This is a genomic window from Psychrobacter faecalis, assembly GCF_016107575.1.
Taxonomy (GTDB): Bacteria; Pseudomonadota; Gammaproteobacteria; order Pseudomonadales; family Moraxellaceae; genus Psychrobacter; species Psychrobacter faecalis.
Genome location: NZ_JABAST010000054.1, coordinates 1 through 16,513 on the forward strand (window position 1 = coordinate 1; position 16,513 = coordinate 16,513).

Sequence of the window (16,513 nt, forward strand, 5' to 3'; positions counted from 1 at the left end):
AAACCACAAAAATATCCCAAAAAAAATACCAGTCAGCGTTAACTGACTGGCATTACTGTCTGCGGATGGTCTTTTTTATATCTCTTATTTAATAAGTAATAAAAGGCATTCACAAACACGAAGAAGCCAGCTATTAAGCTGGCTTCTTTTACTTATGCCGTTTAGGCTGTAGCAATTTGCTATATTAGAACTGTTTTACGAAAGCAACGCCATATACCCAAGGACTGATATCGATTTCACCAGCATCTACACCATTCAACTTAGCATCAGTTTTGATGTCCATATAACGCGCATCAATACGGAAAGACTCAGTCGGCGCAAATGGGATATCTAGACCGATATGACCAGCAACACCAACGCTATCGTCAAGATCTAAATCAGCGCCATTAGAAACCTTTTCTTTAAAGAAGGTCGTGTAGTTTACACCAACACCAACAAAAGGCTTTACATTCATAGGCATGTTATAGCCGTCGAAATGGTATTGCAGTGAAAGAGTAGGTGGTAAATGTTGAGTTTTACCTGACAAAACACGATTGCCAGCTGCATCATTTAGATCAAAATCATGATGAAATGGAATGGCTGCTAATAGTTCAACACCAACGTTGTTAGCGATGAAGTATTCACCACTGATGGTTGGGCGTACATCGCCATCAACATCAACAGATAGACCGTTATTTAAAGTACCGTTATCACTTTTAGGGTCAACATAATGTGCGCCAGCAGCGATAGACCAAGTACCAGCAGGTACCGCAAAAGCAGTGGTCATAGTAAGGGCAGTTGCAGCAGCTAAAACTAGGGATTGTAGTTTCATCGTTAAGTTCCTCAACATAATAGATGTTATTGGTCAGTTTCTAATGAGGGATGGCATCAGTGACCATTAGATAACGTTAGAGTCAGGATATAACTCGTAACATTATTTCTCTATTATAGTACAAAAACCTCACGAGGAGTAAGGTTTTAAACAGGAAGTTGGCTTAATTGTATTTTATGTTACAGTCGTGACGGATTTTATGGGTTAAATTACCCTTTTCATTTTTAAATGCTTGTCTTATGCTACATCTGCGTTTTTAAACATTAATATTAAACAATGACATGGATAGAAGGACAGATTGGATATTATGCTCGGTTATTGTAGTAACTCTCCGCTGCGCTGCGAAAATGCCCGCTCAATTAAGCTTTTAAACCAAATAGATGCCTGTTGTCCTAAATGTGGCTTGTTTTTATTACCAGCCCAAAACTTAAGCAATCAATTACGAGCGGATGAGCGTTTTTTACGTTTGATATTTTTTGTCACGGCGCTGCTATTAGTAATCGCGACCTACATTTATTACATAATTTTTGTATAATCATAACGTCTGAAGCAAAAATTGCGATAAATTGTTTAAAAAACCCTCATTGATTCTGCAAGCGCAACTGCCTTTTTTTTGATATCTCCCACCTGATTTTTATAACATAAAACCGGTATTACACCACATAGGGACGGCATGCTATTCCAATCTATTCGGCGCTTGCGTCTTTTCGTCTATAACATTTTGCAAAACGATGAGCATGACACGCTCTTTAGTCGTTATGTCGATTACTTTCTCATTTTTTTGATTATGGCGAACGTCACGGCGGTTATCGCTGAGTCGGTTGACAACTGGTATTACCCGTATCAAGCGTATTTTACGTGGTTTGAAAACTTCTCTATCGTGATCTTTTCTATCGAGTATTTACTGAGGTTATGGAGTGTCGCTGAAGCCAAACCCGACAATACCACGTGGCGTCAGCGCTGGGAATGGCTAAAAAGTCCGTCGGCGTTGATTGATATCATTGCCATTGCCCCCGCGTTTTTGAATTTCTTTGTCAGTATCGATTTGCGTTTCTTACGTATTTTGCGTCTGTTTCGAATTCTGAAACTTACCCGCTATTTTGCCTCCCTGCGTATTTTATTGGTGGTTATCAGTAAGGAAAAAGGCTCGTTTCAAGCGGTCATTTTTATCTTAATTATTATGATTGTGACAGCGTCGAGTGGTATTTATTTGGTCGAAAACCACGCCCAGCCCGAGGAGTTTGAGTCGATACCCAAAGCTATGTGGTGGGCGGTGGTCACCCTGACGACGGTTGGTTACGGCGATGTCACACCTATCACCAATGCTGGTAAGATATTAGGTGCACTTATCACCATATTGGGCGTTGGTCTTGCGGCTCTGCCAGCGGGTATCTTGGCGACGGGTTTGGCAAATGAGCTGAGTCAGCGCCGAGAAGAGCTCGAGCAAGATTTTCGTGAGCAACTAGTAGATAGTAATTTTGATTTGGTGCAAAATCAGATGATGATTGAAAAGATTCGCCGCGAGCTTGGATTGGATAAGGAGCAAGCGCAAGAAATCGTACTGCAAGTACTGCGCGAAAAAGAGCTTGAGCGCCGAGAAAAGGAAGTGCGGCAAAAGAATTTTTGTCCGCATTGCGGTGAGCCGTTAGAATAAGAGGAGTATGTAAAAATTCTTATTTAAAACTCCTTATTTAAAAAGAACAAGGGTAAAACGTTAATTAGCGTTTTACCTTTTTTTTAATCGATAGGTTTTTTAACTGATGTATAATCAATCTAATATTGGTTATGTATCAGTTATACATAGCTGGCGTAATCGGTAGAGCGCGTGCCAATTCATGCGCCACTTCTTGCGCGGCGGTTGCTAAATCTTTTGCAGGTAGCGGTAGATTTTGCAAGGTCAAATGCCAATCGTCCACTTCTCGCTGCAAGTGTGCCGCCCAAAGTGTTACACAGTCGCGTGGTAGCTGCTTTAAATTAACCTCAAAAACGCGGTTGCCTTCATCATCGCTTAAATGAATCTCACCTTTTTTGACTCTGCTAAACGGTAGGTCGTGGTAAGAGTTAGCGATTAAGGCAATGTGAGTGATATGCGCGGGTATTTTATCCAAATAAATTCTGATTTGCTCTTGGTCAAGGGGCGCAAGATACATCGCTTGTTCACCGCGGTCCTTACCGTTGAGACTATCGCCTTGATGTTTGACGGATTCTGCTTTATCCCGTAGCTGCTTAAACCAAACGATATCGCTGATGGTGCAGTTGTCGTTATATAGTACGCAGGCCAAATCAATATCAATCGCGCCTTCATTTTTCTTAAAGCGTTTTTTTAGGTTTTTAAATAAGCCTTTTTGCTCAATCTTGGTAAATTCATAATTGAGCGCAAAAAACAATGTCCCCGTGTCTAAACCCAGCCCTCTTAAACTGTCTGAAAGTAACGGTGATGGGGTAGTGGCTGACATAATATTCCTTTTGGACTTTTAATTTCGTATTAGGTTTTTAATTAAGATAAACGTTGGCGTATTGGGTACAGCGGTTAAATTTTTATCATCGTTAATAGTTATCATAAGTAATCATTCGCTGTCTTTTTATTGTCGCTATGCATCATTGATGGGTTTGTCTAAAACCGCTTGATATAGGAGCGCAGGTTTGGCGTCTAATAGACCGCTACCAAAGCCGCGTAACCACCAAACCAGCTGCGAGGTTAAGTTGACGGTTGCGCGTATGGTTAGGGTTCCATCACTATTGATGATTACAGTTTGATCGTCACTCAGCTTGCTTTCCGTTAAGCTTTTGCCCGCTTGTTTGGTAAATTGTAGCTCAACTGCGGTATGTTTGCCACGATCGGGTAGCTGGCTAAATAGAGGATGGCTAAAGCCCATGCCACCTGCATCTAAATAGTTATCGAGGTGGAAATTATCAGGGGTTTGAGCCGCGCTTTCTAGTATCTCAACGCTGGCAAAGCGGTGAAGGGCAAAGGTACGAATAATTACGTCTGGGTCATCGGTACGCGTCGCCAATAAGTAAATAATCACCCCACGCTGGATGATGGCAATGGGATTTAGAATGTATTCGCTGGCTTGTGATTTATCGCTACGAGTATAACTGGCTTTTATTTGTAGTTGATAAAACAACGCATGATAAATATTGTCTTTACTTTCCAAATCAATATGTGGCGCAATTAAGGGTTGCGAGGCAGGCTCGATACGTACCCTATCAATCCATGAATGGGTGACTTTGCTGTTTTTAAGCTGCCGGCGTGCCAAATCAAACCAAGGAAAAAGCTCATCTAAAATAACCGGCGGCAGCAGCTGGCTTAGATTGGCTTCGACCATATTAAAGGCAACCGCTTGCGATAAATTCATATGCGGCAGACTTTGCAGCGGCGCATCGTCTTTCCAACGCCAACCTTGCGGATTGGCATTGTTTTTTTCGATAGGAAAGCGTTTGGCAAGGGCATTTAAATCGCGTTGCACGGTGCGCAAACTGATATCAAAACCTGCCAATTTAAGCTGCTCGTAGACATGGGTGGTGCCTACCCAGCGATTGCGCTGCAACTGCGACAATACTTGCCATTGCCGCGCCGTCGTTGCGGCACCATGGCGATTATCTGCTGCTTCCTCAGACGCTTTATTATCTGTCACAACTTCTTCATTTTGCGCAGCTAATTCTTTCGTTACTTCTTTAGTCACTAGAGCAGTTGCTTGCTTAGTATTAGCTGCTTGCGATTGAAGACCATCGGCGTCAGTAGAATGTACAGTCATTAAAGATAACCTTTATTCAGTCACGAGTTTAATTTTTATAAGGGTATTATTTATGAATACAGCTTATTAAAACAGCAAAGCGCAAAAAACTCATCATCGCAGAAAAGCATATCAGCGTCTAGAGTTGCTCTGCTGTATTTGCGCAGCAGTCATCTTGTTCTTTTTTGGCTTTTTTTTGCTTATCCTGTTTTTTTTGACGTTTGGCCTTACGCTTCTTTTTATCCTTTTTCTTCGATTTTTTATCATCGACTTCGTCATCAGCGTTTTGATTTTCATCCCAAAGCATCAACCGACTTAATACTTTACCAAATAGAGTGTCTTTACGGTAGCGACCTTTTTTATTCATGGTGTCGACAGGCAGACCCGTCATTAAGGTCAAGGCTTCACTAAGCGTCTGCACGCCATAAATATGAAATTGCTCTGCTTGAACAGCGGCGATAATATCGTCACGTAGCATTAATTGTTTGACGTTGGCCATCGGAATGACCACGCCTTGTTGTCCCGTCAGCTCTTGCTCGCGGCAAGCGTCAAAGAAACCCGCGATTTTAGAATTGATACCGCCGACGGCTTGGACTTCGCCTAACTGATTCATCGAGCCGGTAATTGCAAAAGATTGATTGATCGGGACGTTTGCTAAAGCGGAAAGCAGCGCGCAGCCTTCACTGACCGTGGCACTATCACCATCGATATGAGCGTAACTTTGCTCAAAAGCGAGCGAGGCGCTAAAGTTGAGCGCATGATGCTGACTAAATAAGGCGCGCAAATAGCTGGTCATAATCAGCATGCCTTTAGCGTGTAAGCTGCCGCCCAAATCGACATCCCGCTCGATATCGAGGATTTCGCCAGCGCCAATATTTGGCTGAATAACCGCGGTCAGACGCGCAGGCATACCAAACTCGCTATCCGCGTAGCTGACGACGGTGAGCGCATTGACTTGTCCGACCGCATCACCTTGGGTCTGAATCAGCTGCTGGCCATTTTTTAGCTCATCCCAATAAAGGTCGCGCAAGTATCCTGAGCGCTCGTCCATATCGTCAATAGCGTGGGTCACGTGTATGGCGCTAACGATGTTTTTACCGCTCAAACGTGCATGGCGGTTGGATTCATGCAACAGCTTAATCAATAAATCACTATGCAAACTCAAGCGGTCTTGGTCTTCGGCTTGTAAGCTTAAATGCTCAAGTAAGGCAGCTTGGGCGCTACTATCAAACGGATAAAGGTTGGCATGGTCAATGATGTCAGCCATTTTTGCCACCAATGCTAATTCATGTTCAGGGCTACGTGTCACATCGTCGTGAAAGTCGGCACGTACTTTAAATACCGCATCAAACTCTGCCTCAAGCTCGAGTAATTCGTAATATAAATCCGCTTCGCCAAGCAAAATTACCTTAATATCAAGGTCAATCGGTGCGGGTGCAAGCGACAAACTGCCTGTCAAGGTTAGCATCTGCTCAAGGCTAGATAGTCTGATTTTGCGAGATTGCAGGGCGCGTTTAAGGCCTTGCCAGGCGTAAGGATGCTCAAGCAGATGACTGGCTTCTAACAACAGATAACCGCCATTGGCACGGTGCAGGGCGCCTGCTCGAATCATACTGACATCGGTGGTCACTGTGCCCAATTGGGTGATTTGCTCGACATGACCCAATAGGTTTAAATGCGTCGGCAAATCTTCAAAGATGACCGGGGCGCCACTATCTGGCGCGTGACTGACAATGACGTTGACGGCATAGCGGCTCGGCGTTGTGGCAAGAACGGCCGTCACAAACTCCTCATCATCACCGTTAACGATGCGCTCGACATGAGTGACCATATCGGCAAATACGGTTTTTAGATACTCGACAACCAAGGGATGAGCAGCAAATTGCTCATAAATAGGCGCAAATAAAGGTTGTAGCGCACGACGTGCAATATTGCGATGCAGTGCTTCAATGGCATCATTGGCTTCGTCTTCTAATTGCTCTAGCGCAATGGTTAGCTGGCTTAAGCGCTTTTGCATATGGTTTTTTTGGGCAAAATTATTCAGCTCAGCTTCATATTCGCTTTTGCCGTATGCGTTGCCATACTCGCTGTTAGCATCATCATCAAGATTATTTTTAGTAGGGGGCGCAGTTTTTTCTTCTGTTGTTTGATTTTTTTGGCTACTAGAAATTTTTGAATGGTCAGTGCTCTGATGATTTTCTTCGGTAGATAACTTGCTAGGATGGACAAATACCGCTTTATTATCAAATGCGCGAAACGTCAGTGCCAAATCGTACTGTTTACCTTCGGTATTAAGGTCATCGTAAGCCTGACTTTCTTTTTGATGGGTGTCATTTTTAATCGCTTCGATTTTGCTTTGATACTGGTCGCTACGAAAGCGTTGGCTAAGTCGTTTTTTGGCTTGCTGCCATAGTTGATTAACCTGTTGCTGCAATATCTGCCCTTGTCCGGCAGGTAGACGTAGCGCTTGCGGTGTACGCGGGTCGGTAAAATTGTGCACATAAACCCAATCATCTGGCGTCGGTGCGTCAGCGGCAATTCGTTGTAATAAACGATTTATAACCGTGCGTTTACCTAAACCATTTTCGCCCGCGGCAAACACATGATAGCCGCTGGCATGAATATCCAGCGCCGTCTGCAAGGCTTTCAGGGCGCGCTGTTGCCCAAAGCCGACATCTAAATCAGGGGCAGTGCGGGTATCGCTCGGTAGCTCATCAGGATTGGTATAACGCTTCAGCTGCTCGGCACTAATAAGACAGCGCTCATTAACCTCGATAAATACCGGATGAGGCGTATTAGGCATATCTAAAGTGCGCTCTTGTTCATCAGTTTCGTCCGCCTTTATTGCTGTCGGCTTTGTATTGGCTGGCTTAGATGCTTTTGTTACTGCTGAATTTTTAACAGGTGTTGCCATAGATTTGCTGTCTTTTGAATCTTGATTTATAGGAGTGTTTTGCGGTTCGGTCATAGTTATATAGTAAGTCGTTTTAAAAGGGTGGAATGGTTATTGATTTTTTACTGTTTGCGCTTTAAGTTTAGGAATGTATTTTTAATCATGCTTACATTTATAATAGTAAATAAGAACATCTTACAAGATATCGGCGCGTTTTAGACAAGACATTCAGCGCAGTTTTGTATCATAGTAAAGTGAAAGTTTTAGCTTATTAGGCTGTAATAATAGAGATTTTATTACGTTGACTTACTGGTTATTGAAGAAGATAAGCCCTCGACATAGGCGTAGATAGTATAAGATGGCGTACATTGGCGCAATCTGCAACTATTCAATGGGCAGAGCGCATGATAAAATAGACGGTTCACATGTCAAAACTGGATAACCCGTATGTCAGATTCTACTAAAACCTCTTCATCGTCTGCTAGCACGGGTAACAGTCATATTGATCCGACAGGCTTTGTAAAGCTCGGTGCGCAATTACCTAAGCTGGCCACTATGCTCGCGCAATCAATAGACGAGTTGGGTCTGACGTTAAGCGCACAGCAGCAGCGCACGTTATTATTGTATTTAGACCAGCTTTTATTATGGAATAAAGCGTATAATCTGACCGCGATTACCGATCCAGTCGAGGCGCTTATCAAACATATCATCGATTGTTTGGCTATTATAACGCATTTACCGTCAGGGTCGCTGCTTGATATTGGTACGGGGGCGGGCTTGCCAGCGGTGATTATCGCTATCTGTCAGCCTGAGCGCCAATGCACCGCCCTTGATAGCAATCAGAAAAAAATTCGTTTTATTAAGCAAATCAGTAGCGAGCTTGGTTTGAGTAACATGCAGCCAATCGCCTCGCGTATTGAGGCGCATGAAGCCTGCTACGAGGTGGTAACCTCAAGAGCTTTTGCTAGCTTGATTGATTTTATCGAAGTGGCGCAGCCGCGCTTGGCAGAAAATGGCTATTTATGCGCGATGAAAGGCAAAGCCCCAAGCGATGAAGAGCTACAGGCGCTAAGTGACGCTTGGCAGATAAGAACGATTGCATTAAAAGTACCGCGTTTACAAGATAGTCGTCATTTAATTGAATTATCTTATAAAAATGTCTAAGCTATGAGCACGTCATGCTATGTGAGGCAACAATTGTTCTTTAGTCATAAGTGGTGTGGACGCTGGTGTATAAATAGACTTATAGGTAAGTGTCAGGTATTTGAGTAATATAATAAGCTTGAGCGCAAAAATACTGTAGTAAAAATCAGTAACAGATTCTAATTTAATTGAGTGAGTGTATGGAAATCATAGCGATTGCGAATCAAAAAGGCGGCGTGGGAAAAACCACGACGGCAGTAAATTTGACCGCCAGCTTAGCGGCCAAGCGCAAGCATGTACTACTGATTGACTTAGACCCACAGGGTAATGCAACCAGTGGCACGGGCGTCGATAAGAACGCCTTGGACTTGACCATCGCTGATGTACTGCTTGATGGCGTTGCGCTATCTGAGGCGATTGTGAGTAGTCCAGCTGGGTTTGATGTCATCGGCGCCAATCGTGATTTGGCGGGGATGGACATTACTTTAATGAGCAAAACCAATAGTCATGAGCTCTTTAAGACGGCAATGGCACAGTTGGCCAAGGATCAAATCGCGACCAATAAATCTGCTTACGATTATGTGATTATCGACTGTGCGCCAAGCTTAAATTTATTAACGATTAATGCATTGATTGCCACCGATAGCGTTATTATTCCCATGCAGTGTGAATATTATGCCCTAGAAGGTTTGGCGGATTTGTCGCAGACGATTGAGCGTCTTACCGAGCTCAATCCTAAGCTCTATATTCGCGGTGTGGTCAGAACCTTGTTCGATGCGCGCAATACCTTGGCGCGTGATGTCTCGGCTGAGTTAGAGGCGCACTTTGGTGATATTATGTATAAAACTCATATTCCAAGAAATATTCGTTTGGCTGAAGCACCCGCACATGGCTTGCCGGTTATTGCTTACGAAAGATGGTCAAAAGGTGCGCGCGCCTATCAAAAACTGGCGGCTGAAGTGATAAAGCAGAGCACATCATTATAAGTTTATGTTGCAAGTTAATAAAAGAACAGCAAATTATATGTATCAGCAAGCCGGTATTTAGCAATATTTGGCTTTTTATTTTAGCGTTAGAGGATAGGTAATCATGGCAAAGAAAAGAGGGTTGGCTGCCAATCGAGGTTTAGATGCCTTATTAGGGTCAATCAAAAAAGAAAAGCAAATTGCCGCCTCTGCCTTACAAGATGACACGGTAGTGCGTGAGCATACTGAGTCAACCAAAATACCACAACCTATTGAGCAAGAAGATAGCACAGCTGCGGCTGTTAACAAGCCTTCTGCCTTGCCAGTGTCTGAACAAACCACTGACAATAATAATCGTAAAGCGCGGACGATAAAAAAAGCCCCTGTTAATAAAGCGCGCGCAAACGTCACAGAAAATAGCGCTTCTGAAGACCAAATCAGCTTGGTACAAATCGATGTCACGCGTCTGCAAGCAGGTAAGTATCAGCCGCGCCGTGATATGAGCGAAACGGCGCTGGCAGAATTGGCCTCTTCTATTGAGCAGCATGGCGTTATGCAGCCGATTGTTATTCGTCCATTACTGGCGAATGAAGATAAAAGCGAAGCCTTGGTGACGCATGAGATTATCGCTGGTGAGCGCCGCTGGCGTGCGGCAAAAATGGCTGGTAAATCGGTTATACCAGCGATTGAACGTGCACTATCTGATGAATTGGCCATAGCATTAGCCTTGATTGAAAATATTCAGCGCGAAGATTTATCGGTGATTGAGCAGGCGGCTGCCCTGCAGCGCTTTCATACCGAGTTTGGTATGAGCCATGCGATGATTGCCGAAGTCGTTGGTAAAGCGCGTACCACGGTATCAAACCTTTTGCGCTTGAATCAGCTCCATGATACGGTCAAAGACCATTTAGCAACTAGCGCTTTAGATATGGGGCATGCGCGTACCCTGTTGGCGCTATCATCAGAACAGCAACCTATCATTGCGCAAAAAATCATTGATGCTGGCATGACGGTGCGCGAGGCTGAGAAGTTGGTTAAGTCAATCTTGCAGCCAGCGCCGAAAATCAATCGCACCGAGCAAGTACAGTCTCGCGATGTTGAGCGCTTAACCCAGCGTTTAACTGATATGTTAGGCGCAGAAGTAAAGCTCAAACATAAAAAAGATGGGCAGGGTAGTGTTGAGATATTTTTCCACAATCATGATCAACTAGCGGCTTTGATCAAGCATATAGAAGCGCAGGCTTAATATTTTTATTAAAAATACAAACGTAAAACCGTCTTTTAATAATTAACAAAAACATAGAAGAGAGTGCGTATGTGGGAGCTGGTAAAAGCAGGTGGTTGGCTGATGACACCTATCGTGGTGTGCTCAATATTGGCATTGGTGATTATTATCGAGCGTAGCCATACGTTGCAGTTTAATAAAATTGTACCCAATAGATTGCGCGAACAGCTGATAACCCGCCTACGTGAAAACGGTGATATTGGCCGCACGCAGCTGATGAATGTCAAAGAGAAAACCCCTTTGGGTGATATTCTGGCGACTGGCCTGCTGTATCGTCAATACGGCCTAGACTCGATGACGATGCATATGCAAAACCGCGCCAGTGTGCAAGTGCATCAGTTAGAAAAAAATATCAATATGCTCGGTACTATTGGGGCGATTGCGCTGCTGCTTGGTTTGCTAGGTACGGTGTTGGGTATTATCTCGTCGTTTTTGGCGATTACGGATGGCGCGATGCAAGACCCAACGATGCTAGCTGCTGGCGTGTCACAAGCATTGATTACCACGGCGGCTGGTATGATTGTGGCTATCCCAGCTTTGGTTGCTTACCGCTATTTTCAGCGCCGTATTATCGATATCAATGCGCAGTTTGAAACGCAAGCGGGACTGATGATTCAAGAATTGTATGATTACCAATTGCTGGACAATACGCAAGCCTCTACCATGTCTCTACCTGATAATGGGTCGGAAACAACTAAAACTAAGGGTTATGAGCTTTCACTTGACACCTCGGATTTAGAGACAGCCGCTACAGCAACTTAATTGTGTGATGTCACTTATTTGTTGAATCTGTACATTGCAGCCCATTAAAGAGAGCGATATGCGTTTTAGAAAACCGACCGTTGAGCCACTTGAAATCAATCTGACGCCGATGATTGATTGTTTATTATTTTTAATCGTATTTTTACTGCTTGCTACTTCGTTTAATCACTTTAGCCGCTTAAATATTATTCTTCCGGAAGCGGAAGGAGTGGCATTAACAGAAGAGAAAAATAGTATTGAAGTCGCTGTGCAAGAAGATGGCAGTTATTTGGTTAATGGCATCACCCTTGCGAGTAGCGATGAGGCCGAGCTGACTAACGTGCTTCAGCAAGAGGCGGGAAGCAATCGTGATATGCTATTTGTCATTGCTGCTGATGCAAATGCCACCCATCAATCGGTGGTACGGGTCATGGATATCGCTGGTAAACTGGGTTTTTTAAATCTCAATATCAGTACGGTTGTGCCGCTTGGGCAGCCTTTACCAACATCTGCGCCGCAATAGATTTTAGGGCGTTTGATATATTGCTACAGTAAAAACATCAAACGCTACTATCATGACCCTTGGTGTTTTTACTGCTGTATTTTATGTTCACTTGCCACTGCTGCATTTGTGTCATTTCTTCTTATACCTAAATTGAGGCTTTTATGAGCCAAGCTTATCAACCTGACTCTAAAAAAAATTCTGCTAAAAAGTTGTCAGCAGCGCCATCAAATACGCCTAGGCATAGGACTTTATTACGTCTGTTAAGCTACCTTAAACCTTATTGGTGGGCGCTAATCTTGGTCATAATAGGCTTTGCGATTAATGCGGCAACAGAGATTTGGATTGCCAAGTTATTGCAATATATCACTGATGCCATCAATCAAAACGATCAAAGCAAACAGGACTTATTTCCATTTATTATCGTGGCGCTGTTTTTTGTCCGCGGCGTGGGCAGTTTTTTGGGTAATTACTATACGGCTTTGGTATCGCGCAATCTTGTTTATGAGTTACGCGTTCAAGTGTTCAATAAGCTTTTGCGTTTGCCAAGCTCGTTCTATCTGGCAAATCCAGCAGGGACTATTTCATCCAAGCTCATTTTTGATGTTGAGCAGGTGACTGCTGCTAGTACTGATTCAATGAAAACCTTGTTGCGCGATGGTTTGACCGTGGTGGCTTTGATAGGTTTTTTGCTTTATAGCAACTGGCGTTTAACCTTAATTTTATTTGTGGTGCTACCGCCGATTTTATGGCTGATACGGGTAGCCTCAAAGCGTTATCTAAAGCTGTCTAAAGGCATTCAAGAAACCATGGGTAGTGTCAGCCATATCACCAATGAGGTCATCGGCGGCTATCAGGTAGTGAAAAACTATGGCGGACAAGCGTATGAAGCCAAGCGTTTTGATATAACCTCAAAGAAAAACTTGCGCCAAGGGATGAAGGTCGTTGTGACCAATAGCATCAATACCCCAGCGGTGCAATTATTGATGGCGATGGCGATGGCGGTCGTTGTATGGCTCGCGCTGCGTCCTGCGGTGATAGATAATATTTCAGCAGGTGAGTTTATCTCCTATATTGCTGCCGCAGGATTATTAAGTAAGCCGGTGCGCTCACTCACTGATATCAATCAAAAATTGCAAAAAGGGCTTGCCGCGGGCGAGTCAATCTTTACTTTGTTGGATGAGCCAGAAGAACAAGACACAGGCATACTTAGCCCGACTCTAGCAGGTGACATTCAGTTCGCTAATGTCAGTTTGGTTTATCCTGATTCAACGGTGGCGCTGCGTGATTTTACTTTGGATGTGCGTGCAGGCGAGACGATAGCACTGGTCGGGCGTAGCGGCGCTGGTAAGTCTTCACTCGTTAACTTACTCACGCGTACTTTAAATACGTCCTCGGGGCAAATCACCCTTGACGGTATGCTGATTGACGACATCAAGCTTGAAAGCTTGCGCGCGCAAATTGCGATGGTCAATCAGCAAGTGGTACTTTTTAATACCACGGTGTTTAATAATATTGCCTATGGCAGCCTAGCAAATAAAACCCAAGCTGAGGTCGAGCGCGCTGCAAAAGACGCTTTTGCCCATGATTTTATTATGAAAATGCCAAATGGCTATCAAAGTGAGATTGGCGCTGAAGGCTTGCAGCTGTCAGGTGGTCAACGTCAGCGTATCTCGATTGCGCGTGCGTTATTGAAAGACGCACCGATTTTGATTTTAGATGAAGCGACTAGTGCTTTAGATAATGAGTCAGAATACTATATTCAAAAAGCACTCGATAACGTTATGAAAGATAGGACGACACTGGTGATTGCCCATCGTTTAACAACGATTGAATCAGCTGACCGTATTGCGGTGTTAGATAGTGGTCAAATTGTTGAATTAGGCACCCATGAAGAGCTGATGCAATTGCATGGCCATTATGCGCAAATGTACGCGCGTGATTTTGAATAAAGATGGCTGCATAACTAGGATAAACAATACATCATCATGAGTATTGAAACCACAATGACGCGTGCATGGCAACGTCAGGCTGCTTGGCTCTGGCTGCTACTGCCTGTCAGCTGGTTGTATGGATTCATTACGATGGTGCGCCGTCAGGCTTATAAGGTAGGCCTATTTTCCAGTTATCGTGCGCCTGTTGCAGTGATGGTGATTGGTAATATCACGGTAGGCGGCAGCGGTAAGACACCGTTGATTATTGCCTTGGTTACTCATCTGCAAAAACAAGGCATAAAAGTAGGCGTTATCAGCCGCGGTTATGGCGGTGATAGCAGCAAAATGCCCGCTTTGGTGCATGCCGATAGCTTACCAAGCATCGTAGGTGACGAGCCCTGTTTAATCGTCAATATGACAGGTGCGGCGATGGCCGTTTGCCCCGATCGTAAGCAGGCCATTACCACCTTATTAAATGCTTATCCTGACTTACAACTGATTATTGCTGATGATGGCTTGCAGCATTATGCGCTGCAACGTGATATCGAATGGATTGTGGTCGATGCGTCACGCGGCTTTGGTAATCAGCAATTGCTACCAACCGGTTTTTTACGTGAGCCTATGTCGCGCTTAAAAGGCGCAAATGTGGTCTACCATGAAAAGGCAGAGATGGTAGCGACGAATAACAATCAAGCTCAAGCTAAGCGTTTAACGATGCATCTACAAGCGGATAAATTGCAGCCTTTATGGCCTTCTGCTGTTGAGATAGATGGTTTAAGTGTCGCAGCAAAAACGTCTATGCCACTTATGCCACTTATGCCACCTATACCAAATGGTCGGGTACATGCGGTAAGCGGTATCGGTTATCCGCAACGTTTTTTTGATACTTTATTGTCGCTTGGCTTTGATGTCATTGGGCACGCTTATCCCGATCATTATGATTTTAGCTTGACTGAGCTTTTACAATATAGCGAGCTGCCGATCATTGTCACCAGCAAAGACGCGGTCAAAATCAGAGCGTTACTAATAGATACGTCTAGCCGCCAACCACTTAACGATGAATATCAAGAACTCGTTAATCGCTTATGGGTATTGCCAGTGACTGCGGTGTTATCAGACGGTTGCTATGTCAGCTTACAGCAGCAATTAAAAGCTTTAAATATTAATTTATCTAAAAGCACAAAAGCGTAAATGATTTTATAGGAATAAACCATGTCGTCAGACTTAATATCAGCTGAAACAATGCCAATTGAAGCCGCGCCAGTCAAAACTCATATTGTTATCCCTGCGCGCTTTAAAAGTACGCGCTTACCCGGTAAGCCATTATTAAAGATTCATGGCAAGCCGATGATACTATGGGTGGCTGAAAAAGCACAGTTGGCTGATTTTGCTGACGATATGTGTATTGCGACTGATGATGAGACGATTGCTAAAGTTTGCACAGAGGCAGGTTTTGATGTGGTGATGACCAGTAATGAGCATGCGTCAGGGACCGACCGTTTGGCGGAAGTTGCCGCTATCAAAGGCTGGGCTGAGCATGATATCGTGGTCAATATGCAGGGTGACGAACCTCTGGTACCGCCGTTATTATTACAGCAAGTCAAAGCCCTGCTAATGCAAGATAGCGACAGCGTGATGGCGACTTTATGCGAGCCTATCGAAGACTACGAAACTTTTATGCGCCCATCGGTCGTAAAAGTTGTCAGTCAGACGTCCAGCAATTTACAGCGTGCATTATATTTTAGCCGTGCACCGATTCCGTGCGACCGTGATGTGGTTTTGGCAAACGATAAAAATATACAGCAGCAAGCACCAAAAAACGCTTATCGTCATTTGGGGTTATACGCTTACAGAGTTAGCTTGTTACAGCAATTTGTACACTGGCCACAAACGCCGCTCGAGATATTAGAAAGCCTAGAGCAATTACGAGTTTTAGAAAATGGTGGTCATATTGCTATTGCCACTGCAAGCTGTCATCTACCAGCCGGCGTCGATACCCAAGAAGATTTAGATCGGCTAAATGCCATGAGCTTAATTGATTTTCAAAACTGCTAATTTACATAATTAATAATAGCCTAAGTAAATGTTTATAAAGTATTTGGTGGTGTATCAGAAAGTATGCTGAGGAAATAAAAGGAGGAGTGACAGCCGAAGCAAGATGATATATTTGAGGTTATGAATACACAAATACAGATCAATTGCCCCGACTGTCACAGTCCCAGTTTTTCGATACACGGCAAAAAAAGCTATGGCAAGCAGAATTATCAATGTAAGGACTGCAAACGTCAGTTTATTGGCGACCATGCCTTAACTTATCATGGCTGTCACTCTAAAGTAGAAGAGCTTATACGGCTCATGACAGTTAGAGGCTGCGGCGTTAGAGACATAGCTGTTATAGCCTCAGTCAGTATCGGTAAAGTATTGAGCACCATAGGCTCATCTGTTTAATTGAGCACCATAGGCTCATCTGTTTATAAGATTACGCCTAAGAAGCGCTACTAT

14 protein-coding genes are annotated in these 16,513 nt (G+C 43.9%); 10 read left to right on the forward strand and 4 right to left on the reverse strand.

Going from position 1 to position 16,513, the window contains the following annotated elements; translation table 11 throughout:
• Positions 1 to 184: 184 nt before the first annotated feature.
• Positions 185 to 811, reverse strand: coding sequence for an OmpW/AlkL family protein (locus JFC07_RS12230; protein WP_198329138.1), 627 nt, complete (start codon positions 809 to 811; stop codon positions 185 to 187).
• A 673-nt stretch (positions 812 to 1,484) separates the two neighbouring features.
• On the opposite strand from JFC07_RS12230, the gene JFC07_RS12235 reads away from it, so the two are divergent.
• The gene (locus JFC07_RS12235) at positions 1,485 to 2,465 is read left to right on the forward strand and encodes an ion transporter (protein WP_198329139.1); all 981 of its coding nucleotides are present in this window, start codon (positions 1,485 to 1,487) and stop codon (positions 2,463 to 2,465) included.
• A 136-nt stretch (positions 2,466 to 2,601) separates the two neighbouring features.
• On the opposite strand, the gene JFC07_RS12240 is transcribed toward JFC07_RS12235, so the two are convergent.
• The 3 genes from JFC07_RS12240 to JFC07_RS12250 all read right to left on the reverse strand — a co-directional run bounded on the left by JFC07_RS12240 (position 2,602) and on the right by JFC07_RS12250 (position 7,516).
• Positions 2,602 to 3,267 carry a TerD family protein gene (locus JFC07_RS12240; RefSeq protein WP_068404859.1) on the reverse strand — a complete coding sequence of 222 codons (666 nt, stop codon included), beginning with the start codon at positions 3,265 to 3,267 and terminating at the stop codon, positions 2,602 to 2,604.
• Between the two features lie 135 nt (positions 3,268 to 3,402).
• Complete coding sequence (locus JFC07_RS12245; protein WP_198329140.1) at positions 3,403 to 4,569, reverse strand: helix-turn-helix transcriptional regulator; 1,167 nt, start codon at positions 4,567 to 4,569, stop codon at positions 3,403 to 3,405.
• A 118-nt stretch (positions 4,570 to 4,687) separates the two neighbouring features.
• Positions 4,688 to 7,516 (reverse strand): ATP-binding protein, encoded by a 2,829-nt coding sequence (locus JFC07_RS12250; protein ID WP_198329141.1) that lies wholly within the window; start codon positions 7,514 to 7,516, stop codon positions 4,688 to 4,690.
• A gap of 372 nt (positions 7,517 to 7,888) precedes the next feature.
• Here JFC07_RS12250 and rsmG point away from each other — a divergent pair, with 372 nt between their 5' ends.
• From rsmG to JFC07_RS12295, 9 genes are all read left to right on the forward strand, one after another.
• Positions 7,889 to 8,605, forward strand: coding sequence for a 16S rRNA (guanine(527)-N(7))-methyltransferase RsmG (gene rsmG, locus JFC07_RS12255; protein WP_198329142.1), 717 nt, complete (start codon positions 7,889 to 7,891; stop codon positions 8,603 to 8,605).
• Between the two features lie 179 nt (positions 8,606 to 8,784).
• A complete protein-coding gene (locus JFC07_RS12260) occupies positions 8,785 to 9,570 on the forward strand; it encodes a ParA family protein (RefSeq protein ID WP_198329143.1) in 786 nt (261 codons plus the stop codon).
• A gap of 103 nt (positions 9,571 to 9,673) precedes the next feature.
• Entirely contained in the window at positions 9,674 to 10,795 is a 1,122-nt protein-coding gene (locus tag JFC07_RS12265; protein ID WP_198329144.1) for a ParB/RepB/Spo0J family partition protein, read from the forward strand.
• A 69-nt stretch (positions 10,796 to 10,864) separates the two neighbouring features.
• Positions 10,865 to 11,596 carry a MotA/TolQ/ExbB proton channel family protein gene (locus JFC07_RS12270; RefSeq protein ID WP_198329145.1) on the forward strand — a complete coding sequence of 244 codons (732 nt, stop codon included), beginning with the start codon at positions 10,865 to 10,867 and terminating at the stop codon, positions 11,594 to 11,596.
• A 58-nt stretch (positions 11,597 to 11,654) separates the two neighbouring features.
• Positions 11,655 to 12,098, forward strand: a complete 444-nt coding sequence (locus tag JFC07_RS12275) for an ExbD/TolR family protein (RefSeq protein WP_144297593.1) — start codon at positions 11,655 to 11,657, stop codon at positions 12,096 to 12,098.
• 143 nt (positions 12,099 to 12,241) lie between these two features.
• Positions 12,242 to 14,029 (forward strand): lipid A export permease/ATP-binding protein MsbA, encoded by a 1,788-nt coding sequence (gene msbA / locus JFC07_RS12280; RefSeq protein ID WP_227678325.1) that lies wholly within the window; start codon positions 12,242 to 12,244, stop codon positions 14,027 to 14,029.
• Between the two features lie 36 nt (positions 14,030 to 14,065).
• Complete coding sequence (gene lpxK / locus JFC07_RS12285; RefSeq protein WP_198329146.1) at positions 14,066 to 15,202, forward strand: tetraacyldisaccharide 4'-kinase; 1,137 nt, start codon at positions 14,066 to 14,068, stop codon at positions 15,200 to 15,202.
• A 21-nt stretch (positions 15,203 to 15,223) separates the two neighbouring features.
• Positions 15,224 to 16,066, forward strand: a complete 843-nt coding sequence (kdsB, locus tag JFC07_RS12290) for a 3-deoxy-manno-octulosonate cytidylyltransferase (RefSeq protein WP_227678326.1) — start codon at positions 15,224 to 15,226, stop codon at positions 16,064 to 16,066.
• Positions 16,067 to 16,186: 120 nt separating this feature from the next.
• Entirely contained in the window at positions 16,187 to 16,459 is a 273-nt protein-coding gene (locus JFC07_RS12295) for an IS1/IS1595 family N-terminal zinc-binding domain-containing protein (protein WP_198329147.1), read from the forward strand.
• Positions 16,460 to 16,513: the final 54 nt, after the last annotated feature.